This window comes from Kitasatospora sp. NPDC032150 (assembly GCF_055579945.1).
On record NZ_JBVIMH010000006.1, the window covers coordinates 26,094 to 50,195 of the forward strand.

Below are 24,102 nucleotides of genomic sequence, written 5' to 3' on the forward strand. Positions count from 1 at the left end.
GTGCCTGGGTAGGTACCGTCCGGGCGGCCCGCATCGCGCCGCCGGGGGCGTGGGCCGCGGAGCAGGCGGCCCCGAGGCACGATCACGAGGAGGAGGGCGGCATGACGCAGACCACGCGGACCACCCGTCCCGGTACCGGTCCCATCCCGGAGCAGCTCCGCCCGGCCGCGGCCGTACGGCCGCCCCTCGGCAGCGGGCTGGCCGACACCGCGCGGCGCGCCTTCGCGATCGCCCGCGGCCTGCGCTCACTGCGGCCGGTCCCCGCCCGGGCCCAGGAGCCGTACGGGGAGAGCGACGGCCAGTAGCCGCGGCCCCGGCCGAAGGGACACCCCTCGTGCCGACGCGACATTCACCGGGATCCGGACCTGCGACGCTAGATTGACCTGAGCAGGCGGATGATCAGCGGCCTGGCCCGAGTCTCGGCGGAGGTCCTCGTGCCCGCAGTCACCACGGTGGCACGACAGCTCGCCGGGGCGCTGCGGCGCGGCGCCTACGGACGCTGGCTGAGCCGGCTGCTGGACGGCGACCCGCAGGCCGAGTGGCTCGCCCTCGGTCTCCTCACCATCAGCAGTGCGCTGCTGACCCTGCTCGCCATCGCCGCGCCGAACGACTGCCCGCCGTCGGCGCTGGCGCTGCCGCTGCTGGTCGGCGGCTTCCTCCTGCACATCCGCCTGCAGGCCATGCTGCTGGTCCCGGTCGGGCTCGGGCTGCTCGCCCAGTGGTTGCTGCGCGTGCCCCTCGGAGTGCGCCTCGGCTCGGCGCTGATGGTGGCGCTCGCCGCGGTGATCGGGCTGCTGATGTCCCGCCACCGCAGCCGGCTCGGACTGCGCGGCACCCGGGGCGACACCATGCTGCTGGAACTCGCCGAGCGCACCCGGGACCTCGGCCGCCTCCCCGACCGCCTGCTGGACTGGCGCTTCCACCGGGCCGTCTCCCCGGTCAGCGGCGCGTTCTTCGCCGGTGACTTCCTGCTCACCTCGCAGCGGCCCGACCGGGACCTGCTGGAGGTGGTCCTGGTCGACGTCTCGGGCAAGGGCAGCCGGGCCGCCGCGCGGTCGATGCACCTGTCCGGGGCGTTCGCGATGCTGCTCGGCTCGGTGCCGCCCGAGGCCTTCCTGCCCCGAGCCAACGACTACCTGGCCGCCGGCGACTGGGAGGACGAGTTCGCCACCGCCGTCCACCTCGCGCTCAGCCCATCGACCGGGCGCTACCGGCTGTTCAACGCCGGGCACCCGCCCGCCGCGCACTACCACCGCGCGAACGGCGGCCGCTGGGAGCTGCGCGGCGAGAGCGGACCCGCGCTGGGGATCTTCGCAGGGACGCGCTACCCCCCGAACGCCGGGCGGCTCGCGTACGGGGACTCGCTGCTGCTCTACAGCGACGGCCTGGTCGAGGTGCCCGGCGAGGACATCGACGAGGGCATCGGGCGACTGCTGGAGGCGGCCGCACCGCTGCTCCGGTACGGCGGTCCGGCCGATCCGGCGGCGGAGCTGCTGCAGACGGTCGCCCGCAACGTCGCCGACGACCGGACGGTGGTGATCGTGCGCCGGCTGGGCGCGGGCAGCTGAACCGGCCGGAGGCGGCCGGGCGGTGCCGCGATCCGGGTGGTCCCCCGTCCGCCGGCCCGGCACCGGATCACCGGATCACCGGATCACCGGATCGAGCGAAACTACCGACAGGTAACCGGATTTGAGCTGTCGCGGGGGTGAACTGTAGCCCGATCAGGCCAACTTTGGTCCTAGTTGAGCTGTCCAGCAGCAGAAATGTCGCGATCGGGTCACTGAACGTCAGATACGTTCACACATACGTAGGATCATCCCCCTAGAATCCCCGGCGTGACGATGACTCAGTGGTGCGGTCCGGCTGCCGGCGTGCTCGCCGCCCTCTCCCTCCTGGCCGCCGCACGGTACCGCGCGGTCAGTCGTACCCTGAGGGCCCGACTCCACACCCAGGAGCAGGAGTTCGCCGCCCTGCGCGCACAGTTGCAGAACGAGACCGAACTGCGCAGCAGCGAGCACGCCGCCATCGAGCGCGAGCAGGAGCTCAACGCCTCCACCCGCCGGGCCTTCCTCAGCGTCGCCCGGCGCATCCTGGTGATGGCCCACGACCAGCAGGCCGGCCTGGACGAGATGGAGCGCCGGCACGACGACCCGGCCCTACTGGAGGGGCTGCTCAAGGCCGACCACGCGGCCGCCCAACAGGCCCGCCTGGCACAGACCCTGGCCGTGCTCTGCGGCGCCCGGGCCGGACGGCACTGGCCCGAACCGGTCGCGCTGGAGGACGTGGTGCGCGGCGCCCAGTCCCGGATCCTGCCGTTCCAGCGGGTGGTGATCCGCAGCCGGATCGAGACCGCCGTGGTCGGCGCCGCCGCCGAGGCGCTGATCCACGCCATCGCCGAACTCCTCGACAACGCTACCCGGTACTCGCCGCCCAGCACCCAGGTCCACGTCACCCTGATGCCGGTGCACAACGGCGCGGTGATCGAGATCGACGACGCCGGGGTCGGCATGTCCGAGCAGGCCGTCGAGAAGGCCGCCGCCGCACTCGCGGGCGGCGGCGCCATGGAGGTCTCCCGACTCGGCGAGGTACCGCAGTTGGGGCTGGCGGCGGTCGGCCGGCTCGCCGAGCAGTACGGCTTCCGGGTCACCCTCAGCTCCGCCCCCTCGCCCTACGGCGGGGTGCGGGTGGTGGTGCTGCTGCCGACCCCGCTGCTCACCGACCCGCTGCCCGGGCCCGCCACCGGACGGAGCACGGATGCCTTCGAGCGCCCGGCGGGAGCGGGGACCGGCCGCCAGGAGCCACCGGTGGACCGGATCCCCCGGCAGCAGCGGCTCGCCCCGCAGGAGCAGGTACCCGCGCCCCCGTCCACCCCCGGCGGCCTGCCGCGCCGGGCCAACCGGCGGCACGCCGCCCCCGCGCCCGCCGACGGCCCGGACGAGACGACCCTCGAACTGCCCGTGCCACCGCGTTCCGCACGCGACGCGCAGACCTTCATGTCCCTCTTCCAGGCCGGTACCGCCGACGGCCGCTCGGCGGCCCGCGAGCAGACCCGGCCCGACGGCCTCCCCGCTTCTCCCCCCGCTTCCCCTTCCCCCCAATCCCCCCAGCACTCCGGAGAGTTCCATGACCACCACTCCTGACCTCGGCTGGCTGCTGGCCGACATCATCAGCGTTCCCGAGGTGCAGCACGCCGTCGTGGTGTCCAGTGACGGCCTGGAGATCGGCCGCAGCGAGCGGATCGCCCGCGACGACGCCGAGCGGCTGGCCGCCGCCTGCTCCGGCCTGCAGTCGCTGGCTCGCGGAGTGGCACAGGGCTTCGGCGGCCGGCAGAGCACCACCCGCCAGATCATCATCGAGTACGGCGGCGGCTACCTGTTCATCGTGGCCGCCGGAGCCGGCGCCCACCTGGCCGTGGTGACCAGCGAGGCCGTGGACGCCGGCCTGGTGGCGTACCAGATGCAGATGCTGGTGGAGCGGATCGGCACCCATCTGACCAGCCCGCCGCGGGTGGAGGCGGCCTTGGGGGAGGCGCGTTGAGCGGCCCGGTCCGGCCGTATGTGATCACGGGCGGCCGGAGCCGGCCCAACGGACCCGACCAGGAGCTGGCGCTGGAGAGCCTGATCAGCGTGGACCCGGCCATCCTGATCGACGAACTCCTGCATCGGCAGCCCGGGTTGAACCGCGAGCACCGGCGCATCCTGCTGCTCTGCCGGGAGTTGCTCTCGATCGCCGAGGTCGCTGCCCACCTCGGCCTGCCGCTGGCCGTGGTCAAGGTGCTGGTCGGCGACCTCCGGGACCTCGGCGCCGTCCAGGTCCTGCCCCCCGCAGTCCCACCCGTACCGCAGGCCAAGCGCCTGCCCGCAACCCTCCTGGAAGAGGTGCTCGTTGGCCTCCGCCAACTCCGCTGAGCCGGTCTACCTGCCGTCCACCGTGCAGGGCGCGGTGAAGATCCTGATCACCGGTCCGTTCGGGGTGGGCAAGACCACCCTGGTCGGCTCGCTGAGCGAGATCACACCGCTGCGCACCGAGGAGACCATGACCGCCGCCGGCGTGGACGTGGACGACCTCACCGGCCGCCCCGAGAAGACCACCACCACGGTCGCGCTGGACTTCGGTCGGATCACGCTCAACCCCAGGCTCGCCCTCTACCTCTTCGGCACCCCCGGGCAGCAGCGGTTCTGGCCGCTCTGGGATGACCTCTCGCGCGGCGCGCTCGGCGCGATCGCGCTGGTCGACGCCCGGCGGATCGAGGAGAGCTTCGACGTGCTCGGGCAACTGGAGGAGCGGCGGATCCCGTTCGCCGTCGCCGTCAACGCCTTCCCCGACACGCCCGCCTACCCCGAGGAGGAGCTGCGCGCCTCGCTCGACCTGCTGCCCGAGGTGCCGATCCTCAGGTGTGACGCCCGGGACCGCCGGGCCGCCTACGACGTCCTGATCGACTTCGTCGACCACCTGCACTCCACCACGGCCCTGGAGCTGCAGCCATGACGACTCCCCAGCAGGACAGCCTGGTCCAGCCGTCGGAGCCGACCGGCGCGCCGCCCTCGGCGGATGTGCCGGGCCACCCCGCGGGCGCCCCGGGCGGACCGGAACACCCCGGGGCGGGCAGACCGTCCGGCGCCCGGGTCCCGCCGCCCGGCTGCCCGATGCACGACAAGCTCGGTAGCGCACCGCTGTACGGCGCCTCGGTCTCCGACGACCCGCACGGCCTCTACGCCAGGATGCGGGCGGAACACGGCGCGGTCGCCCCGATCGAGCTGGAGCCCGGAGTCGAGGCGTGGCTGGTGCTCGGCTACGCCGAACTGCTCGAACTCACCCGCAACGAGCAGCTGTTCTCCAAGGACTCACGCCGCTGGCGGGTACCCCGGGAGGGCAGGCTCAAGCCCGACTCGCCGCTGCTGCCGATGACCTCCTGGCGGCCCACCCTGCTCACCCTGGACGGTGCCGACCACCAGCGGCTGCGGGGCGCGGTCGCCGACACCCTGGCCCGGATCGACCACCGGCAACTGCGGCAGCTGACCGAGAACGCCGCCAACTCCCTGATCGACGGCCTGGGTCCGGACGGCACCGCCGACCTGATCGCCCAGTACGCGCGCCGCCTGCCGCTGCTGGTCTTCACCCAGCTGCTCGGTCTGCCTGCCGAGGCCGGACCGCACCTGATCGATCTGATCAGCCACTTCGTGGACAGCAGCGAGGAATCGGTCCGGGCGAACGCCGAGTTCCAGGCCATCCTGGTCGACCTGGTCCGCCGCTGCCGGGCCACGCCAGGAGCCGACCTGACCTCCTGGCTGCTGGCGCACGAGGCCGGGCTGAGCGACGAGGAGGCGCTCCACCACCTGGTGGTGATCCTGGTCGCGGGCAACGAGACCGCCATCAACTGGATCGGCAACACCCTGCGCCTGCTGCTCACCGACCGCCGCTTCAGAGCGACCCTCGCGGGCGGCCGGCTGACCGTCTCGGACGCCCTGGACGAGGTGCTCTGGCGCGACCCGCCCACCCAGAACTTCCCCGGCCGCTGGGCCACCGGCGACACCGTCCTCGGCGGCCAGTACATCAGCGCGGGCGACATGCTGGTGCTCGGCATCGCCGGTGCCAACGCCGACCCGGCCGTGCAGAGCCCCGACGGCATCGGCGGCAACCGCGCCCACCTGGCCTGGGGCGCCGGCCAGCACGTCTGCCCGGCCCAGCACCCGGCCCGGCTGATCGTGGAGACCGCGGTGGAGACCCTGCTGCACCGGCTGCCGGACCTCCAACTCGCGGTACCCGCCCATGAGCTGGCCTGGCGGCCGTCACCGTGGTCGCGAGCGCTGGTGTCCCTGCCGGTGCTCTACAGCGCCTTCACCCCACCGCGCATCCCCGCACCCGAAAGGCCCGTATGGACACCTCCGACCCCCGTACCGCACCCGTCCGGCTCGACCCCTTCGGACGCGACCAGCACGCCGAGAACGCAAGGCTCCGGGCGGCAGGGCCCGCGGTCATGGTGGAACTCCCTGGCGGGGTGGTGGTCTGGGCGATAACCCGCCACGACACCCTCCAGCAGCTGCTCGCCGACCCCCGGGTCGGGAAGAACCCGCAGCTCTGGGACACCTTCAGGGAGGGCCGCCTGCCCAAGGGCTGGCCGCTGCTCAACTTCGTCACCGTGCCCGGGATGACCACTGCCGACGGCGAGGACCACCGGCGGCTGCGCGGCCTGGTCAGCCAGGCCTTCACCCCGCGCCGGGTCAGCGCGCTGCAGCCCGGGATCGAGCGGCTCACCGCCCGGCTGCTGGACGGAATCGCGCAGTTGGAGGGCGGGTTCGACCTTCGGAAGCACTTCGCCTACCCGCTGCCGATGCAGGTGATCGGCGAACTGCTCGGACTCCCGCCCAAGCAGCAGGACGAACTGCACGAGCTGTCCGACACCCTGGTGAGCAGCTCCGCCACGCCCGAGGAGGCCGTCGCCGCGCAGGCCTCGCTGTTCGCGCTGCTGGCGTCGCTGGTCGAGGCCAAGCGGGCCGAGCCGGGTGACGACCTGACCACCGACCTGATCGCCGCCCGCGAGGACGAGGACCGGCTCAGCGAGCAGGAGCTGGTCGGCACGCTGCTGCTGATGCTGATCGCCGGGCACGAGACCACGCTCAACCTGATCACCAACGCGGTGCGCGCGCTGCTCGCCCACCCCGAACAGCTGCGGCAGGTGCTGGACGGCACGTACTCCTGGTCGACGGTGGTCGAGGAGACGCTGCGCTACGACTCGCCGGTGGGGCAGTTCCCGCTGCGGTACGCGATCGAGGACGTCGAGGTGGGCGGCGGCGAGCCCGGCAGCGTGGTGATCCGGCGCGGGGAGGCGGTGCTCGCCTCGTACGGTGCCGTCGGACGGGACGGGACCCACTACCCCGACGCCGACCGCTTCGACCTCTCCCGGCAGCAGCCCCTCCGGCACCTGTCGCTCGGCCACGGCCCGCACTTCTGCCTCGGCTCGGGCCTGGCCCGGCTGGAGGCGGAGACCGCACTGCGTGGCCTGTTCGAGCGCTTCCCCGGCCTTTCGCTCGCGGAGGGGCCCGAGCCGGAGCCGATCGCGTCCTTCGTCAGCAACAGCGTCCGCGAGCTGCGGGTGCGGCTGAACGGCTGAGGAGACGGCTGGAGGCCGTCGAGGTGCGGGAACCGACGGCCTCCAGCCATGACCGGCCGAGCTTGTGAAGATTCGGTGACGGCAGGCGCGCACCACCACCGTGGTCACCGGTGGGCTCGCCCTGATCGCCCTGATCACCCTGGCGGAGCCTCGGCGCTGTTCGGCCCGAAGCGCCGCGCCCGCCGCTCCGCCCGAACCTCCGGCTGCGGGGACCGGCGCCCCGTGACGCCGGTAGCCACAGCCGGAGGACGACCTACTGATTCCCGGTCAGTCCTGGAACAGACCGTTGAGTTCCGGATAGCTCAGCCCGTCCGCGAGAGCGCCGAAGGTGCCGTCGGCGTAGACCTCGCGGGCAGCGCGCCGCACCGCCGCGTACGCGACCTCGGCGAGGCCCGGTCCGAGGCTGATCCGGCCCACGCCCAGGGCGGCGAGCTCGGCGACACCCGGCGCGGCGGCGTGGCCGGACACGTTGAGCGGGACCGGCAGGGCCTCGGCCAGCGCCGCGATGACCGCCGGGTCGGCCGTGCCGGGGACGAACACGCCGCTCGCGCCCGCGTCGACATAGGCCAGTCCGCGGGCGAGGGCCGCGTCCGGACGGCTCTCGGGCTCGCCGATGCCACGCAGGAAGACGTCCGTCCTGGCGTTGATGAACAGCGGCACGCCGGCCGCGTCGGCCGCAGCGCGGGCGGCGGCGATCCGCTCGGCCTGCTCGGCGACCGGGCGCAGCTCGCGCGCCCCGCCGGCGGGGCCGTCCTCCAGGTTGACGCCGACCGCGCCGGTCGCGAGCAGGGCGGTAATGGTCTCACCCACCCCGGCGGCGGTCTCGGCGAAGCCGTCCTCCAGGTCGGCGGTGACGGGCAGGTCCACCGCACCGGTGATCAGTGCGGTCTGGGCCAGCGCCCGGGCCCGGTCGAGACCGCCGCCGTCCTTCGCGCCGAGCGTCCAGCACACGCTGGCGCTGGCGGTGGCGATCGCCCGCGCGCCGGCGGCGGCGACCAGTCGGGCGCTCGCGGCGTCCCAGACGTTGGCCAGCACCAGCGGGTCGCCGGGGCGGTGCAGTTCGGTGAAGAGCTTGGCCTTGTCGTGCTGAGTGGTCATGGTGTCAGCCTGTCAGTGAGACGCGACGGTGTACTGGCGGAGATCGGACCTGGACAGCCGAACCCTCACGGGGCGGGGTGAGCCCTCCGGGGCCCACCGATCGGCCCCGGAGGGCCCTGTTCACGCCTCCTTGGGTGCCGGGCTGAGCCGGGTGGAGATGGCGATGCGGTTCCAGGAGTTGATGGTGATGATCATCGCGAGAAGCTGGGCCAGTTCCTTCTCGTCGAAGACCTTGGCGGCCTCCTCGAAGACCGCGTCCGGCACGTGCCCCTCGGTGACCTTGGTGACCGCCTCGGTCAGGGCCAGGGCGGCGCGCTCGCGGGCGGTGAACCACGGGGTCTCGCGCCAGGCCGGGAGGCTGAACAGCCGGTGGGCCTGCTCGCCGATCTTGCGGGCGTCGGTGGTGTGCATGTCGAGGCAGAAGGCGCAGCCGTTGATCATCGAGGCATAGGTCTTGACCAGCTCGGCAATGATCGGATCCAGCCCGGCGGAGGCGGCCCGGTCAAGGTCGATCATGGCCCGGTAGAACTCGGGGGCCTGCTCCGGGAGCGACATGCGCTGGAGGGGGGCGGGCACGTAAGCGCTCTGGTTCGTCGTCACGTGGACAACCGTAGATGCCGGGTGGCCCGCCCATGTGGTTCATTTAGCGCATGGAATCCTGGGCCACTTTCGGCGGCGACCTGCTCATCGACCTGACCTCCGGGCGGGCGCGCGGACTCGGCCTGCGCGCGGCCCTGGAGGACGCGCTGCGCGCCGCGGTCCGCGACGGCCGCCTGCACCCCGGCACCCGGCTGCCGTCCTCCAGGGCTCTGGCCGCCGACCTCGGGATCGCCAGGAACACCGTCGCCGAGGCGTACTCCCAGCTCGCAGCCGAGGGCTGGCTGGCCTCCCGGCAGGGCTCGGGCACCGTGGTGGCCGAGCGCGGCACACCGTCCGAGGCCGACGTGCCGACCGTACGGCCGCGCCGCGCCGTGGTCCGCTACGACCTGCTCGCGGGGCGCCCCGACGTCTCGCTGTTCCCCCGCTCGGCGTGGCTGGCGGCCTCCCGGCGGGCGCTGACCGCCGCACCCAACGAGGTGTTCGGCTACTCCGACCCGCGCGGGCGGATCGAGCTGCGCCGCGCCCTCGCCGAGTACCTGGCCCGGGTCCGCGGGGTGCGTACCGACCCCGAGCGGATCCTGATCTGCGCCGGCTACACCCAGGGCCTCGGTCTGCTGTGCGGCGCGCTGCGCGAGCGCGGTGTCCGGGCGGTCGCGGTGGAGGAGTACGGGCTGCCGCCGCAGCTGCAGGTGATCACGGCTTCCGGTCTCCGCACCGTGGCACTGCCGCTGGACGAGGGCGGCGCGCGCACCGACCTGCTGGGCGGCTCGGGCGCCGGCGCGGTGGTGCTCACCTCGGCGCACCAGTTCCCGACCGGCGTACCACTGAGGGCCGCGCGCCGGGCCGCCGCCCTCGCCTGGGCCCGGGAGACCGGCGGGATCATCATCGAGGACGACTACGACGGCGAGTTCCGCTACGACCGGCAGCCGGTCAGCGCGATGCAGGCGCTGGACCCGGAACGGGTGGTGTACGCGGGCACCGCCAGCAAGAGCCTCGCCCCCGGACTGCGGCTCGGCTGGCTCGCGCTGCCCGGGGAACTGGTCGAACCGGTGGTCAGGCAGAAGGAGTTGGCCGACGGCCAGTCCGGTGCCCTGGAGCAGCTGACCCTCGCCGAGCTGATCACCTCGGGCGGCTTCGACCGGCACATCCGCCGCTGCCGGCTGCGCTACCGGCGCCGCCGCGACCAGATGGTGAGCACGCTCGCCGAACGGGCCCCGGACGTCCGCGTCACCGGCATCGCGGCCGGACTGCACGCGGTCCTGCGACTGCCCCGGGGGTCGCTCAGCGAGGAGGAACTCCGGCACCAGGCAGCCTGGTTGGGCCTTGCGCTGCAGACCATGTCGGAGTGCCGCACCCCGGCCGCCGGGCCCGCACCCGACACACCCTCGTCGCTGGTGATCGGGTACGGCACCCCGCCGGAGCACGCCTTCTCCGCCGCACTGGACGCGCTGTGCACGCTTATCGGCCTGTCCGTGCCGCGTGTCGACGCGACCTGAGACCGACCGGTTCCGGCCTACCGCTTGCCGAGTTCGAAGAGCAGGAAGAGGAACGCGCCGAACACGTGGCCCGCAGCGGTGTAGAGGACCATGCGTACCCAGACGCCGCGGTTCGGGAGCCGACGGGCATCGATCGGTTGCTTGGCCATGGTGGGCCTCCCTTCAGAGGCTTACTTGGGGTGAAACCCGGATCCTGGGACCTCAGTGGCCCCGCCCAGGCAGAGTTCGCCGCCCGGACTCTGCAACAGGGTGTGCATGAAGAGCAGCTCGACGCCGTCGGCGGAGTCGGCCGCGATGCGGTGCGGGGTGAGCGAGTCGAAGTGCGCGGAGTCGCCCACCTCCAGCAGGTGGACCTGCTCGCCGAGGGTCAGCCTCAGCCGCCCCTGCAGGACGTACAGCCACTCCTCGCCGGGGTGCACCCGGACAACCGTGTCCTGCAGCCCCGGTGGCACGTGGACCCGCAGCGCCTGCATCGCCCGCCCCGGGGCACCGGCCCGCCGGTAGCCCCAGCCGCCGGCCCGGCCGGGCTCGATCGCGCCGCCCCGGGTCACCGGGTCCGGCTCGCCCGGCAGTTCGCCGAGCAGCCCGGCCACCGTCGTGCCGTACGCCCGGGCCAGCCCGAGCAGTACCGGCAGCGAGGGCTGCCGCCGCCCGGTCTCCAGGCGCGACAGATACGCTGGGGAGAGGCCCACCCGGGCCGCCGCCGCTTCGAGCGTGTGCCGGCTGCTCAGCCGGTGCTCCCGAAGTCTGGCGCCGAGGCCCTCGACCTCCTGGTCCGCACTCATGCGTCCAGTCCACACCCGCCGTGCCTCACAGGCAAGAAAATTGCCAAGGAGGCAAAATCATCTCCGGTGCGGCATCGACGACCGACCGTTCAACGGGCGATGCTGAGGGTTATGACGAAGTCGGACACCCTGGAGTACGGGCGCGTACTCGATCTGGCCGTCGCGGTTCTGGAGACGGACGAGCCGCAGACGCTGTGGAACCAGCTCGCCGAGCACCTGCTCGACACCTTCGGCAGCCACACCGTGAGCGTCTCGGAGCTGCGCCCGAGCGACCGGACGGCCCGGGCCGAGGGCTGGGCACCGACCCGGATCGGCGCGGCGATCAACGAGCACGTCGAACGGCAGGTCCGACAGCGGCATCCGCTGGTCGGCTACCTCACCGCCGGCGGCAGGCGCCCGGTGACGGTGGCCGGGATCTGCGCCGGGTGGCGCGGCTCGGCCTGCTACGACCAGGCCTACCAGGCGTTCGGCACCACCCAGCAGTTGGGCCTTCCGCTGGCCGTGACCCGGCACGGCTTCCGGACCGTCGTGCTCAGCCGCAGCGGTCCCGACTTCGGGGCGAACCGGATCGCCATGGCCGAGCGGATCCAGCCGCTGCTGATCGGCGCGGACCGCCAGCAGCGCCGGCTGCGCCGGCTCCGCGAGGCCGCCGCGGCCACCGCGGCCGGCGACGTCACCCGCCGGGCCGCTCAGTACGGTCTGACGCCGCGCGAACTGACCGTACTGAGCCTGCTCGCCGAAGGTCTCACCAGCACGGCCATCGGCCGGCGCCTGGCCATCTCCCCGCACACGGTCAAACGCCACCTGGAGCGGATCTACCGCAAGCTCGGCACCGACAACAAGGTCTCCGCCGGGCTGGCCGCCCGCCGGATGGGCCTGGTGTGCTGAGGGCGGCCGGCACGCACCGGAGGCCGCGGACAGCAGCCTCGCGGGGCCAGCAGTAGGAAGTTCGTCCCATGGCACCGAGGCGGCGCGGTTGCCAGGATCTTGGTCCGGGGGCGGGAGTGACCTCCGCCGGCGGCCCGCCCCGACCACGCATCCGACGGGACGGCACCTGAGCCTGCACTCCCTGGACCGCAGGGGAGTCCAGGGAGTGCGGGGACGGGTACGGCACCCGATCGCACCTCAACGGCAGCGCGCCTCAACGACGCTGCACCTCAACGGCAGCGCGCCTCAACGACGCTGCACCTCAACGGCAGCGCGCCTCAAGGACACCGCATCCCAGAGCCCTGCGCCTCAGGGGCGTGGAATGTTGCGCAGGTTGCTGCGGGCCAGGTCGATCATCTTGCCGACGCCGCCCGACAGCACGGTCCGGCCCGCGGCCAGGGCGAACCCCTTGGCCTGGGCGACGGTGATGCGCGGCGGGATGGAGAGCGCGTTGGGGTCGGTGACCACGTCCACCAGTACCGGGCCGGGCCTGACCAGCGCCTCGGCCAGTACCTCCCGCACCCTGGCGGGTTCCGTCACCCGCTTCGCCTGGATGCCGATCGCGCGGGCGATGGCCGCGTAGTCCACGTCGCCGTTGTCGATCTCCCACTCGGGGTAACCGGAGACCAGCATCTCCAGCTTGATCATGCCGAGCGCGCCGTTGTTGAACACCACGATCTTGACCGGCAGCCGGTGCTTGGCGACGGTGAGGAGTTCGCCGAGCAGCATGCCGAGCCCGCCGTCACCGGACATCGAGACCACCTGCCGCCCCGGGAAGGCGAGTTGGGCACCGATCGCGTGCGGCAGCGCATTGGCCATCGAGCCGTGCAGGAACGAACCGATCACCCGGCGGCGGCCGTTGGGCGTCAGATAGCGGGCCGCCCAGACGTTGCACATCCCGGTGTCGACCGTGAACACCGCGTCGTCGGCGGCGAGTTCGTCCAGCACGGCGGCCACGTACTCGGGATGGATCGGCACCTGTTTCTCGATGCTCCTGGTGTAGGCGCCGACCACGTCCTCAAGTGCCTTGCAGTGCTTGGCCAGCAGGCCGTCGAGGAAGCGCCGGTCCTGCTTCTGCTCCAGCAGCGGCATCACGGCCCGCAGGGTGGCCGACACATCGCCGTGGACGGCGAGTTCGAGCGGGGTGCGGCGACCGAGCCGGGTCGCGTCGTGGTCGACCTGGATGGTGCGGCCCTGCGGCAGGAAGGTGTCGTACGGGAAGTCGGTGCCCAGGAGCAGGACCAGGTCCGCCTCGTGCAACGCCTCGTGGCAGGCGCCGTAGCCGAGCAGGCCGCTCATCCCGACGTCGTACGGGCTGTCGTACTGGATCCACTCCTTGCCGCGCAGCGAGTGCCCGATCGGCGAGTTGAGCTTCCCGGCGAGCTCCATCACCCCGTCGTGGGCGTCCCGGACTCCGGCCCCGCAGAACAGGGTCACCCGGTCCGCCGAGTTCAGCGCCGCGGCGAGCGCCTGCACCTGCGACCACGGCGGGGCGGCCACCGCCTGCTCGTCGAGGAAGTGGCTGCTCCCGGTCGGCCCGGCGGCGGGCAGCGCGGCCACGTCGCCGGGGAACGCCAGGACCGAGACCCCGCGGGCGCCGATCGCGTGCTGGATGGCGATCCTCATCAGGCGCGGGAGCTGGGCGGGGGTGCCGGCCAGCTCGCAGAAGCCGCTGCAGTCGGTGAACACCCGGTCCGGGTGGGTCTCCTGGAAGAACCCGGTGCCGATCTGGCCGGACGGGATGTGCGAGGCCAGCGCCAGCACGGGCACGCCACTGCGCTGGGCGTCGTACAGGCCCTGGATCAGATGGGTGTTGCCGGGGCCGCAGGAGCCCGCGCAGACCGCGAGGCGGCCGGTCAGCTCCGCCTCGGCCGCGGCGGCGAAGGCCCCAGCCTCCTCGTTGCGGACATGCACCCAGTGCACGTCCGGAGCCCGGCGGATGGCGTCCACCACGGGGTTGAGGCTGTCCCCGACCACACCGTAGACCCGCTCCACCCCGGCCTGCCGGAGTACCTCCACCATCTGCTCGGCCACGCTGCCCATCGGGCCACCTCGTCTCACCGGCTGGTCACGGGACGCCACCAGCCTGCGGGCAGGGCGTCCGCCGGGCACCCGGGGCTACGGCGAACGGGTCGCCCGGGAGAACGGCCCACCCCGGGGAGAGGCGGACGGGTCACCGAAGGGGCGCCGGCTTCCCCGCCGCGGCGGCGGCCGTCACCGGAGCCCGCCGATCGGCGGGCTCCGGGCGGCGACGGGGCGTCACTCGGCCGGCAGGTGCTCCACCACGCCGATCGGCAGACCCGCCTGCGCCTGCCGCCTGGCCGGCTCGCGCCCCGGCGGCTGGATGCACAGCTCCTGCGGGGTCACCGGCACGGTGGTCGGCCGGCTGACCGGCCTGCCGTGCTCGAGCTTCAACTGCTTCCCCTCGTGCAGCAGGGTCATCGGCCCGCCCCGGCGCAGTGTGTAGGTGGTGCGCTGGTGGGTGATCTCCACGTGCAGCAGCCGGTCCCGGACCACCATGGCGAAGGCCAGCCGCCGCAGCCCGGCGGGCAGCCGGGGCCGGAAGGAGAGTTCCTCGTCGCGGTCGCGCAGGCCGCCGAGCCCCGCCACCAGGGCGATGCACGCCCCGGCCAGCGAGGCCATGTGCAGGCCGTCCTTGGTGTTGCCGCCGAGGTCGTGCAGGTCCATCAGGGCCGCCTCGGCGGTGTAGTCGTACGCCAGGTCCAGGTGGCCGACCTCGGCCGCGATGACCGCCTGGGTGCAGGCGGAGAGCGAGGAGTCGCGGACGGTGAGCCGCTCGTAGTAGGCGAAGTTGCGGGCCTTCTGCTCCTCGGTGAAGGCATCGCCGCGCACCTGCATGGCCAGCACCAGGTCGGCCTGCTTGACCACCTGCTTGCGGTACAGGTCGAAGTACGGGTAGTGCAGCAGCAGCGGGTACTTCTCCGGCGGGGTGTTCTCGAAGTCCCAGAACTGGTGGTCGGTGAAGCCGTCGGCCTGCGGGTGGATGCCGATCTTCTCGTCGTACGGGATGTACATCGCCGCGGCGGCGTCCCGCCAGGTCGCGGCCTCCTCGGTGTCCACGCCCAGGGCGGACGCCTCGTGCATGTGGCGGGTGGCGGTCTCGGCGGCGACCCGCAGGTTGGTCTGCGCCATCAGGTTGGTGAAGACGTTGTTGTCCGCGATCGCGCTGTACTCGTCGGGTCCGGTGACACCCTCGATCCGGAACCGGCCCTCGGAGTCGTGGTGGCCGAGCGAGCGCCACATCCGGGCGGTCTCCACCAGCAGTTCGAGGCCCAGGGTCTTCTCGAACTCGGTGTCTCCGGTGGCGCGGCAGTAGCGGGCGACGGCGACGGCGATGTCCGCACCGATGTGGAAGGCCGCGGTGCCGGCCGGCCAGTAGCCCGAGCACTCCTCGCCGTGGATCGTCCGCCAGGGGAACAGCGCGCCGGCCAGGCCGAGTTGGGCGGCGCGTTCGCGGGCCAGCGGCAGGGTGCCGTGCCGCCAGGTGAGCACCTGTTTTACCGCCGAGGGCATGGAGTAGGTGAGCACCGGCAGCACGAAGGTCTCGGTGTCCCAGAAGCTGTGCCCGTCGTAACCCGGGCCGGTCAGCCCCTTGGCGGGGATGGCCCGTTCCTCGCTCCGCGCGCCCGCCTGCAGCACGTGGAAGAGCGCGAAGCGGACGGCCTGCTGCAGCTCCACATCGCCGTCCAGCTGGATGTCGCTGGTGTCCCAGAACTTCTTGAGGAACTGCTGCTGTTCGGCGAACAGCCCGTCCCAGCCGGTGAACCGGGCGGCGGTCAGCGCGGCCTCCACCTGGTCGCGGACGGCGGGCAGCGAGCGGGTCGCCGACCAGCCGTACGCGATGAACTTGACCAGCCGCAGCCGCTCGCCCGCCTTGAGCACGGTGGTGACGCTGAACCGGCCCTGGTTCTCGGTGTACTCGGCGGTGGCGTCGAAGTGCTCGGGCCCCTCGACCAGGTGGTCCATCCCGGCCGCCACCCGCAGGCCGCTGAAGCGGGTCCGGTGCACCAGGACGGCCTTCGTTCCGTCGGCGTGCGCGGCCTCGCTGAGCAGCGGCGCCTCCAGGGCGGCGGCGGCGCGGGGGTCGCCCGTGCTCTCCGGCAGCTGCTCGTTGGCCACCAGCTCGGACTGGAGCACGATCCGCACCGGGTCGTCCACCGCGGTGACCTGGTAGTCGATCGCGGCGATCGCCCGCTGGGTCAGCGAGACCAGCCGGCTGGAGGTGACCTTGACCGTCCGCCCGGCGGGTGAGGTCCATTCGGCCTCACGCCGCAGGACGCCCTCGCGGAAGTCCAACTTCCGCTGGTGGCTCAGGAGTTTGCCGTAGCGAAGGTCGAAGGGCTCGTCGTCGACCAGCAGCCGGATGATCTTCCCGTTGGTGACGTTGATGACGCTCTGCCCGGACTCCGGGAAGCCGTAGCCGCCCTCGGCGTACGGCAGCGGCCGCAGCTCGTACACGCCGTTGAGGTAGGTGCCGGGCAGGCCGTGCGGTTCGCCCTCGTCCAGGTTGGCGCGCAGGCCGACGTGGCCGTTGGAGAGCGCGAACACCGACTCGGCGCGGGCGAGTCCCGGGATGTCCAGGCCGTGTTCGGCCACCCCCCAGGGATCGATGGTGAAGACGTTGGTCGCGGCCATGGCTAACTCCCCTCGTCCGTTCCCGTGTCGGGCCCGATCAGTTCGGCGAGGTCCTTGACCACGATGGTCGCACCGTGTTCGCGCAGTGCGTCGGCCTGTCCGACCCGGTCCACGCCGACCACCGCGCCGAAGCCGCCGGCCCGCCCGGAGGCCACCCCTGCGAGGGCGTCCTCGAAGACGGCGGCGTGCTCGGGCGGGACCCTCAGGGCCCGGGCGGCGGCCAGGTAGGTGTCGGGCGCGGGCTTGCCCGGCAGGTTCTCGCGCTTGGCGATCACCCCGTCGATCACCACGTCGAACAGCCCGTCGATGCCCGCGGCCCGCAGGACGTCCCGGCAGTTGGCGCTGGAGGAGACCACCGCGCGCGGCAGGCCGAGCACCCGCAGCCGGTGCAGGTAGTCCACCGAGCCCGGGTACGGCTGCACGCCCTGTTCCTGGATCATGCGCACCACGGTGAGGTTCTTGGCGGCACTCAGCCCCTGGACGGTACGGGTGCCCGGCAGGTCGGCCGGGGTGCCCTCGGGCAGCCGGATGCCCCGGGAGGCGAGGAATTCCCGGGTGCCGTCCAGCCTGGGCCGGCCGTCGACGTAGGCGTCGTAGTCCTCGACCGGGTCGAACGGGACGAACTCCTCGCCGGTGCGCTCGGCCTCGGCCCGCAGGAAGGAGTCGAACATGTCCTTCCAGGCCGCCGCGTGCACCTTCGCGGTCTGTGTCAGCACTCCGTCGAGGTCGAAGAGGAATGCTCGGATGTGGTCCGGAAGTCCCAACATGCTTGCCAGTGTGGCGCCAAGCAGCGGGCGAAGCCGCCCATTTGCGCCGTCTCTGCGCGTCGCGAACGGGCGGCTCCGGCGGCCCAACCGGGGGTCCCCGGACCGACCGGCCCTACTGCATCGGCTTCGGCTTGATCATCGCGAAGATGGCGCCCTGCGGGTCGGAGACCACCGTCATCCGCCCGGCCCCCATGTCGAACGGCGGGGCCAGCACATTGCCGCCGCGCTTCACCAGCGCGTCCACCGTGCTGTCCACGTCGTCCACCGAGAAGTAGGTCAGCCAGTGCGCGGGCGTGCCGGGCGGGTCGTTGGCCAGGTCGGCGACGCCGCCGACCGGACGGTCACCCACCTTGATCACGTGGTAGTCGCCCGCCTCCGGCATGCCCATCGGCTCGATCTCGGCACCGAAGACCGCCCGGTAGAAGGTCTTCACCTTGGCCAGGTCCCCGGTGTGCAGCTCGTTCCAGGTGAGCGCGCCGGGCTCGTTGACCACGTGCGCGCCGAAGAAGTCCACCGGCTGCCAGACACCGAACACCGCGCCGGTCGGGTCGCTCGCGATCAGCATCCGGCCGACCGTGCCGACGTCCATCACCGGCACCATCACACTGCCGCCGTTGGCGGTGACGGCCGCCTGGGTGGCGTCCGCGTCATCGGTCGAGAGGTACGTGGTCCAGACGGTGGGCGGGGCCGGCTGCCCGGGGGGAGCCATCGCGGGGCCGATGCCGCAGACCGGCTTCCCGTTCAGCGTGCACATCGCGTAGCCGCCGAACTCCGCCGGGCCGGCCTCGCCCTGCCAGCCGAACAGGTCCCGGTACAGATCGAGCGCGGCCTGCTGCTCGGACGCCATCAGGTCCACCCAACACGGGGTACCGGGCGCGTACTTCTCGGTAACTTCGGGCATCTCGTCTCCTCGTGGTGACCCCCGTCGCCCACCCTGACCGCAGCCGCCCGATCCTGCCACCGGAGGGGCGCTTCCGCGCGGCGACGCGGCGGACGAGGGGTCAGGCACGGACCGTACGTCCCCGGTGGAGCCGCGAACCGACGTCCGCGAACACGAGGTCCAAGCCCTCCCCGTGGCGCTCGGCATGGAGGTGCAGATGGGGCTCACTGCTGTTGCCGGAGTTCCCGACCTGCCCGAGCGGCTGCCCCGCCCCGACCTGCTCGCCGACGGCCACCCGTACGGTGCCGGGACGCAGATGGGCGAGCTTGACGGTCTCCGTACCGGTGTCGATGAAGACGTGGTTGCCGTACAGCGGCCCGTACCGGATGACTCCGGGGATCTGGTCCGGTAGCCCGTCGACCGCCGCGACGACCAGCCCGTCACACGGGGAGAACACCTCTGCCCCGTAGGCGTGGTAGGAGGTGAGCAGCCGGGGGTCGCCCCGGTAGGTGCCGCTTCGGCCCAGCCGGACCAGGTCGACGGCGCCGCGCTGCTCGTCCACGTCGACGTGGTGGTTCAGCCCCCGGCCCCCGCCCTGGCCGACGTACCAGCTGCCGCGCAGCGGGAACCGGGCCAGCGGCACCGCCGGCCCCGTCCCCCAGCTGTGCCGGCGGGACCTGACCAGCGCGACCACGCTCACCGCGAGCGGCACCGCGGCGGACGCGAGCTGCAGCCAGTGGCCGCCCCTGGGCAGTCCGGGCAGCCGGCAGGCCGAGCCCAGCGCCGCCAGGGCGCCGGCCTCGACCGGTCGGCGGATCCACCACGGCTCCATCGCCACGTTGCCGAAGCCCTCGATCAGGACGCCCCCGCAGGCGAGCGCGAACACCGCGCCGATCCAGCCGAGGACGTCCGGCACGGTCCAGCACCAGAGGACCAGGAAGCCGGCCAGCAGGAAGCGGGCGACCCGGCCGCCACTGCGGCCCACCGCCAGCGGAAGCCTCCTGCGCCGCTGCTGCACCGGGGAGATCAGCAGACCGGTGATCAGACCGTCCCGGCCGAGGCGCACCCACGCGAGGACCCGGCCGCCCGGCCCGGCGACCACCAGTCCCTCCGGGCTGTCGGACACCTCGCGGAAGCCGCCCAGCCGCTCCCGGGTGGCCGCCACGATCCGCTCAAGCCGATCGGCACCCACCTGCTCCACCAGCTGCGGCGCCAACTCCGCCCACCGCTCGGATGAGGCCCACAGGAACTCCCGGAGCGTCTCGATCTCGGCACGGCGATCACCCCGGTACGCAACGGACGACATCCCGGCAACCTACCCGACGGGCACCGCCGGCCTGTCGCCACGTCAACTCCGGTGCCGCGGCACTGGGTCCGCTCCGCACCGCCGGCTGCGGAGACTCCGGCAGCCTCGCGGCGATCGCCCGCCCGGGAAATGGAGAAGCCGGGTCGAACGTGCTCCGACCCGGCTCTCGAAACGGTGGGCCGCCAGGGGCTCGAACCCTGAACCTACGGATTAAAAGTCCGCAGCTCTGCCAATTGAGCTAGCGGCCCGCCAGCTCGCGCTCCACCACGGTGGTAGAGCACCTGCCAGGGTGATCCTACCCGGAGATCACCGGCGGTTGGCCAGTGGTTTGCCCGGGCCGGCCCGGGTTTCCTGCCGGGTGGGGGAGTTCGGGGCGGTCAGGCGGGGGAGGGCAGGTGGGCCAGGCGGACGCTGCGGAGCCAGGATTCGGCGGGTCCCTCGTCGGGCGCGGCGGGAAGGACACCGGGGCGGGCGAACCGGGACTCCGCGTCGGCGAGCAGGCCGGCGGCCTGCTCCGGGCGGTCCGCGTAGCGTTCGCCGAGTTCGCGGACCCGCTCGGGGTCGGTGAGCCGGATCCGCAGTTCGCCGGTCTCGTGCAGCGCCAGTCCCTGTCGGACCAGCCGGACCAGGTGCCGGGCGTGCTTGGCGGCCCGTCGTCGGGACGTCTCGTCGGAGGGATCGCGGCTGCTCAGTTTCCTGAACTGCTGGCCGGCGTAGCCGAGATAGGCGTCACGTACCGCGCGCTCGCTCAGGAAGGAGCGCCGGATCCCGATCAGTTCCTCCCCGAGCGGCGTCCGCACCTCGTACAGCTCGGATGGCAGCCAGGCCAGTTCGGCGGCGGTCGGATTGCAGCTCAGGGCGAGCCGGCACCACTTCGCCGCCTCGTGCAGGGTGCGGTCGGGGGCGGTGCTGACCTGTGACTCCGTCGGGCGGTGCAGACCGTGGAACTGCTCGGTGGGCGCGGCGAAAAGACCGAGCCGGTCGATGTCCGAACCGGTGTGCGCGAGGCCGTAGGCGGTGGAGCCGACGATGCCGGAGAGCAGTATGTGCACGAGTGGATCGCCTCCTCGGCGTGGTGACGGCTGTCGGGGTGTCGGCAGTCTCCCCGCTCGGCGCACCAAGTGCGAACGAATTCCCGGTGCCGGGCCACGGCGGGGCTCGGCGCTCGATCCGGTGCGGGGCTCGGCGTTCATGGCGGCACAATCGCCCCAAGTCCCGTCCCCGGTCGGAGACTTCCGCCACGTGGACTACGGTGGCCCGAGCAGTGCACCCAGCCGGTATCGAAAGGCTCCAGCATGTCCGAGGTCGTACTGGTCACCGGCGGCAGCCGCGGCATCGGCGCCGCCACCTCCAGGCTCGCGGCCGCCCGCGGGTACCACGTGTGCGTCAACTACCGTGCGGACGAGGCCGCGGCGGCCGCCGTGGTGGCCGAGATCCGCGCGGCCGGCGGTACCGCGCTCGCCGTCCGGGCCGACGTCAGCCGGAGTGCCGAGGTGGAGCGGCTGTTCCGCACCGTGGACGACGAACTCGGGCCGCTGACCGGCCTGGTCAACAACGCGGGCACGCTGGAGACGCAGTGCCGCCTGGACGAGTTGGACGAGGAGCGGCTGGCCAGGACCTGGTCGGCCAACATCACCGGGCCGTTCCTGTGCGCGGGTGCGGCCGTCCGCCGGATGTCCACCCGGTACGGCGGCAACGGCGGTGCGATCGTCAACGTCTCCTCCGCCGCCGCCCGCCTCGGCGCGCCGAACGAGTACGTGGACTACGCCGCCTCCAAGGGCGCCATCGACACCATGACCCGCGGACTGGCCCTGGAGGTCGCCCGCGAGGGCATCCGGGTCAACTGCGTCCGGCCGGGCCTGATCCACACCGGCATCCATGCGCTCGGCGGCGAAGCGGGCCGGGTGGACCGGATCGCCCCCAGCCTGCCGATGGGCCGCGGCGGCCGGCCCGAGGAGGTCGCCGAGGCCGTCCTCTGGCTGCTCTCCCCCGCCGCCTCGTACGCCACCGGCACCTTCCTCGACCTCTCCGGCGGGCGCTGAACACCGGGCGGCGGCACCGGCGGACACTGCCGGCAGAGGTCCCCGCCGGCACCGACGCCCACCGTTCATCCCGAACGCCCCGTGCCGGACACCCCGACGGGCTACCGTGGCGGGCATGAGCCTGTGCGACTCCGACGCAGCGTCACCCTTCCTCGACATCCCCGGCGTCCGAAACCTCCGCGACGCGGCCATCGGACCGATCCGCCCGGGCCTGCTCTACCGTTCCGGCTCGCTCAACCAGCTGACCCCGGAGGGCGCACAGCGCCTCAAGGCCCTGGGCATCCGATCCGTCGTGGACCTCCGCGGCGCCGTAGAGCTGGCGCACTGGCCGGACGAGCTCCACGGCCTCGACCTGACCACCCTCAACCTGCCGACCCTCCCGGAGCGCCGCGGCGACGAGCGGCCCTGGCCGGACGACCAGGCCGCGCTCTACCTCTACATGGCCGAGACCGCCGGTCCCTCGATCGCCGCCCTCGTCCGGCACCTGGCCTCCCCGGGCGCGCTCCCGGCCCTGGTCCACTGCGCGGTCGGCAAGGACCGCACCGGCCTCACCATCGCCGTCCTGCAGCGCCTGCTCGGCGCCGCCGAGGCCGACATCACCGCCGGCTTCCTCCGCTCCAACGCGGGCCTGGGCCTGCTCGACGGGCCCGTCCCGTACACCGACGAGACCGGCGCGGAACGCCTCTCCCGTCCCGTCACCGCCGAGTGTCTGCTCGACGCCCTGCACCGGCTGCACGAACTGCGCGGCTCCGTGGAGTCCTTCCTCCACGCCCACGGTGTGACCACCGGCGAGCTCACCGTCCTCCGCACGGCCCTGACCGGATAGGACCGGCCGAGCGGCGCCGGCCGGGTGAGCGGCCCTGACCGGCTGAGCCGCGGCACTCCCCACGCCGGGTGCGCGTTGGGTTCATCGGAGATCCGAGGAACAGAGCACCTGAGGAGTTGGACGATGGTGAAGATCCCGACAGCGGCGGTGGCGGCGGCCGGTCTCATCGGCGGGTACGGGGCCGCACGCTGGAGCGGCCGCCGCGAGCTGGGCGGGGTGGTCCTGGCGGCGGCGGGAGCCGCCTCGGCGTACCAGTGGCAGCGGCAGGCCGGCACCGGTACGGCCGCCGCCCTGACCGGCCTCTACGTCGCCGCCTTCGGCGGGTCGCACCCGCTCGCGAAGAAGATCGGCGCCTGGCCCTCCGTCTTCGCGGTCACCGGCGTCGTCGCGGCCGCCTCGGTGATCGCCACCCGCCGCTGAGCGCCCCGCCGCCCGGGGTCTGTCGGACCGGCTGAACGCCCCGGCAGGGGTGCTCAGCCGGTCGACCTGCCGAAGCGCCGCTCGAAGGCCGTACGGTTCACGGACACCGCGGCCCGGTCCCACACCGCGAACACCACCCGCGTGAACGCCGCGCCGTACGCCCCCAGCGCATGCTCGAACGCCGCCGCGACCTCCGCCGGGTCATTGCGGAAGACCCCGCAGCCCCAAGCGCCGAGCACCAGCTCCCGCACCCCGTGCCGCGCCGCCACCGCGAGCACCCGTTCGGCCCGTTCGGCCAGCACGCCCCGCACATCCACCGGAGCACCGCCCGAGCGCAGGGCCAGCTGACCGGCGTTGGGTGCCGGCGAGGTGAGGAAGGAGACCGTGTAGGGCCGCGCCAGCAGCGCGCCGTTGCCCTGCCGGATCACCGGCACCCGTGGGGAGAAGATCACCCGGTGGCTGTAGCGGAGGTCCGCCGAGGCCCGGTGCGCCTCGTAGTAGTCGGGGGCGGCGAGCAGGCAGTGGTACAGCAGCGCACTGCGGCAGAGGTCCTCCTCCTGCGCGCGGGCGCCCCGCAGGTACCCGCCGCCCGGGTTCCGCGCGGAGGCGAAGTTGAGCACGCCGACGTGCTCGCCGCCCTCCTCGACCAGCCGCCGGGCCGCCTGCACGCTCCCCTCGGCGGTGACCTCGGGCGCCCCGGTGAACGGACCCCGGCCGATGCCCCCGACCACCTCCGCAGGCCCGTACGAGACCGTCCCGGCCCGGGCGGCGGCCAGCAGCCCGCCGATCTCCACGACTGCTCCGGTGCCGTCCGCCCGGTAGCTGCCGCGCTCCGCTATCTCCTCGTTCACGACCGCGATCTGGTGCAACCTACTGCTCATGTCGGCGACCGTAGTTGAGCCGGCGCCGCGCCACCACGGGGTTTCGGGCACAACGCGGCCGGGCCCGCCCCACCGAAGTGGAGCGGGCCCGGCCGGAGCTCAGCGCGGTGCGTCAGTTCTTCCAACGCGGCTTGCGGTCACCGCCGTTGTAGCTGCCGCCACGCGAGTCGCGGTCGCCGAAGGAGCGGCCGCCGCGGTCGTCGCGGTTGAAGCCGCCCTGCGGACGGCCACCGGAGCGGTGGTCGTCACGGCGGGCGAACGGGCGGGTGTTGCCGCCGCGGTCGCGGTCGAAGGACGGACGGTCACC

25 protein-coding genes and 1 tRNA gene are annotated in these 24,102 nt (G+C 73.1%); 13 read left to right on the forward strand and 13 right to left on the reverse strand.

The genetic code is table 11. From position 1 onward, the window contains the following. Positions 1–101 precede the first annotated feature (101 nt). From ACZ5ON_RS09455 to ACZ5ON_RS09490, 8 genes are all read left to right on the forward strand, one after another. Complete coding sequence (locus ACZ5ON_RS09455) at positions 102–305, forward strand: hypothetical protein (RefSeq protein ID WP_465588034.1); 204 nt, start codon at positions 102–104, stop codon at positions 303–305. A 129-nt stretch (positions 306–434) separates the two neighbouring features. Then, on the forward strand, positions 435–1,568 hold the full coding sequence (locus ACZ5ON_RS09460; RefSeq protein ID WP_465588037.1) for a PP2C family protein-serine/threonine phosphatase: 1,134 nt from the start codon (positions 435–437) through the stop codon (positions 1,566–1,568). A gap of 273 nt (positions 1,569–1,841) precedes the next feature. Further along, complete coding sequence (locus tag ACZ5ON_RS09465; protein ID WP_465588679.1) at positions 1,842–3,140, forward strand: sensor histidine kinase; 1,299 nt, start codon at positions 1,842–1,844, stop codon at positions 3,138–3,140. Beyond that, positions 3,124–3,537 carry a roadblock/LC7 domain-containing protein gene (locus ACZ5ON_RS09470; RefSeq protein WP_465588040.1) on the forward strand — a complete coding sequence of 138 codons (414 nt, stop codon included), beginning with the start codon at positions 3,124–3,126 and terminating at the stop codon, positions 3,535–3,537. The genes ACZ5ON_RS09465 and ACZ5ON_RS09470 overlap by 17 nt, the downstream gene beginning before the upstream one ends. Beyond that, positions 3,534–3,908 carry a DUF742 domain-containing protein gene (locus ACZ5ON_RS09475; protein ID WP_465588044.1) on the forward strand — a complete coding sequence of 125 codons (375 nt, stop codon included), beginning with the start codon at positions 3,534–3,536 and terminating at the stop codon, positions 3,906–3,908. Before ACZ5ON_RS09470 ends, ACZ5ON_RS09475 begins: the two co-directional genes overlap by 4 nt. Continuing rightward, on the forward strand, positions 3,886–4,488 hold the full coding sequence (locus ACZ5ON_RS09480) for a GTP-binding protein (RefSeq protein WP_465588047.1): 603 nt from the start codon (positions 3,886–3,888) through the stop codon (positions 4,486–4,488). The genes ACZ5ON_RS09475 and ACZ5ON_RS09480 overlap by 23 nt, the downstream gene beginning before the upstream one ends. Continuing rightward, positions 4,485–6,017, forward strand: coding sequence for a cytochrome P450 (locus ACZ5ON_RS09485; RefSeq protein ID WP_465588050.1), 1,533 nt, complete (start codon positions 4,485–4,487; stop codon positions 6,015–6,017). The genes ACZ5ON_RS09480 and ACZ5ON_RS09485 overlap by 4 nt, the downstream gene beginning before the upstream one ends. Continuing rightward, entirely contained in the window at positions 5,978–7,111 is a 1,134-nt protein-coding gene (locus tag ACZ5ON_RS09490) for a cytochrome P450 family protein (protein ID WP_465588053.1), read from the forward strand. The genes ACZ5ON_RS09485 and ACZ5ON_RS09490 overlap by 40 nt, the downstream gene beginning before the upstream one ends. 267 nt (positions 7,112–7,378) lie before the next feature. Here the strand turns inward: ACZ5ON_RS09490 and ACZ5ON_RS09495 are convergent, their stop codons facing one another. Continuing rightward, on the reverse strand, positions 7,379–8,209 hold the full coding sequence (locus ACZ5ON_RS09495) for an isocitrate lyase/PEP mutase family protein (RefSeq protein ID WP_465588057.1): 831 nt from the start codon (positions 8,207–8,209) through the stop codon (positions 7,379–7,381). A gap of 120 nt (positions 8,210–8,329) precedes the next feature. Beyond that, entirely contained in the window at positions 8,330–8,809 is a 480-nt protein-coding gene (locus tag ACZ5ON_RS09500) for a carboxymuconolactone decarboxylase family protein (RefSeq protein ID WP_465588060.1), read from the reverse strand. 50 nt (positions 8,810–8,859) lie between these two features. On the opposite strand from ACZ5ON_RS09500, the gene pdxR reads away from it, so the two are divergent. After that, a complete protein-coding gene (gene pdxR, locus ACZ5ON_RS09505; protein ID WP_465588063.1) occupies positions 8,860–10,305 on the forward strand; it encodes a MocR-like pyridoxine biosynthesis transcription factor PdxR in 1,446 nt (481 codons plus the stop codon). A gap of 17 nt (positions 10,306–10,322) precedes the next feature. Here pdxR and ACZ5ON_RS09510 read toward each other — a convergent pair whose 3' ends face one another. Both ACZ5ON_RS09510 and ACZ5ON_RS09515 read right to left on the reverse strand, forming a co-directional pair. Further along, positions 10,323–10,454, reverse strand: a complete 132-nt coding sequence (locus tag ACZ5ON_RS09510) for a DUF6126 family protein (RefSeq protein WP_465588067.1) — start codon at positions 10,452–10,454, stop codon at positions 10,323–10,325. A 21-nt stretch (positions 10,455–10,475) separates the two neighbouring features. Further along, complete coding sequence (locus ACZ5ON_RS09515; protein ID WP_465588070.1) at positions 10,476–11,090, reverse strand: helix-turn-helix domain-containing protein; 615 nt, start codon at positions 11,088–11,090, stop codon at positions 10,476–10,478. 111 nt (positions 11,091–11,201) lie between these two features. Here ACZ5ON_RS09515 and ACZ5ON_RS09520 point away from each other — a divergent pair, with 111 nt between their 5' ends. Next, positions 11,202–11,978 (forward strand): helix-turn-helix transcriptional regulator, encoded by a 777-nt coding sequence (locus tag ACZ5ON_RS09520; protein WP_465588073.1) that lies wholly within the window; start codon positions 11,202–11,204, stop codon positions 11,976–11,978. 348 nt (positions 11,979–12,326) lie between these two features. Here the strand turns inward: ACZ5ON_RS09520 and ACZ5ON_RS09525 are convergent, their stop codons facing one another. The 7 genes from ACZ5ON_RS09525 to ACZ5ON_RS09555 all read right to left on the reverse strand — a co-directional run bounded on the left by ACZ5ON_RS09525 (position 12,327) and on the right by ACZ5ON_RS09555 (position 20,678). After that, complete coding sequence (locus tag ACZ5ON_RS09525; RefSeq protein ID WP_465588076.1) at positions 12,327–14,060, reverse strand: pyruvate dehydrogenase; 1,734 nt, start codon at positions 14,058–14,060, stop codon at positions 12,327–12,329. A 216-nt stretch (positions 14,061–14,276) separates the two neighbouring features. Next, entirely contained in the window at positions 14,277–16,673 is a 2,397-nt protein-coding gene (locus tag ACZ5ON_RS09530; protein WP_465588079.1) for a glycoside hydrolase family 65 protein, read from the reverse strand. A gap of 2 nt (positions 16,674–16,675) precedes the next feature. Further along, complete coding sequence (locus tag ACZ5ON_RS09535) at positions 16,676–17,440, reverse strand: HAD family hydrolase (protein ID WP_465588081.1); 765 nt, start codon at positions 17,438–17,440, stop codon at positions 16,676–16,678. Positions 17,441–17,552: 112 nt separating this feature from the next. After that, on the reverse strand, positions 17,553–18,341 hold the full coding sequence (locus tag ACZ5ON_RS09540; protein ID WP_465588084.1) for a VOC family protein: 789 nt from the start codon (positions 18,339–18,341) through the stop codon (positions 17,553–17,555). Positions 18,342–18,441: 100 nt separating this feature from the next. Further along, positions 18,442–19,626: a M23 family metallopeptidase gene (locus tag ACZ5ON_RS09545; protein ID WP_465588087.1), complete on the reverse strand. Its 1,185-nt coding sequence runs from the start codon at positions 19,624–19,626 to the stop codon at positions 18,442–18,444. Between the two features lie 175 nt (positions 19,627–19,801). Continuing rightward, positions 19,802–19,874: transfer RNA gene (locus tag ACZ5ON_RS09550), tRNA-Lys, on the reverse strand. Positions 19,875–20,003: 129 nt separating this feature from the next. Further along, positions 20,004–20,678 carry a nucleotidyltransferase domain-containing protein gene (locus ACZ5ON_RS09555; RefSeq protein ID WP_465588092.1) on the reverse strand — a complete coding sequence of 225 codons (675 nt, stop codon included), beginning with the start codon at positions 20,676–20,678 and terminating at the stop codon, positions 20,004–20,006. Between the two features lie 243 nt (positions 20,679–20,921). Between ACZ5ON_RS09555 and ACZ5ON_RS09560 the strand changes: the two genes are divergently transcribed. The 3 genes from ACZ5ON_RS09560 to ACZ5ON_RS09570 all read left to right on the forward strand — a co-directional run bounded on the left by ACZ5ON_RS09560 (position 20,922) and on the right by ACZ5ON_RS09570 (position 22,914). Beyond that, the gene (locus tag ACZ5ON_RS09560; protein WP_465588095.1) at positions 20,922–21,668 is read left to right on the forward strand and encodes an SDR family oxidoreductase; all 747 of its coding nucleotides are present in this window, start codon (positions 20,922–20,924) and stop codon (positions 21,666–21,668) included. Between the two features lie 115 nt (positions 21,669–21,783). Then, positions 21,784–22,494, forward strand: coding sequence for a tyrosine-protein phosphatase (locus ACZ5ON_RS09565; protein ID WP_465588097.1), 711 nt, complete (start codon positions 21,784–21,786; stop codon positions 22,492–22,494). 123 nt (positions 22,495–22,617) lie between these two features. Then, positions 22,618–22,914, forward strand: a complete 297-nt coding sequence (locus tag ACZ5ON_RS09570; RefSeq protein ID WP_465588099.1) for a hypothetical protein — start codon at positions 22,618–22,620, stop codon at positions 22,912–22,914. A 53-nt stretch (positions 22,915–22,967) separates the two neighbouring features. On the opposite strand, the gene ACZ5ON_RS09575 is transcribed toward ACZ5ON_RS09570, so the two are convergent. Next, the gene (locus ACZ5ON_RS09575; protein ID WP_465588102.1) at positions 22,968–23,795 is read right to left on the reverse strand and encodes a TIGR02452 family protein; all 828 of its coding nucleotides are present in this window, start codon (positions 23,793–23,795) and stop codon (positions 22,968–22,970) included. A gap of 112 nt (positions 23,796–23,907) precedes the next feature. Beyond that, a partial coding sequence (locus ACZ5ON_RS09580) for a hypothetical protein (RefSeq protein WP_465588105.1) occupies positions 23,908–24,102 on the reverse strand: 195 nt, incomplete at its 5' end.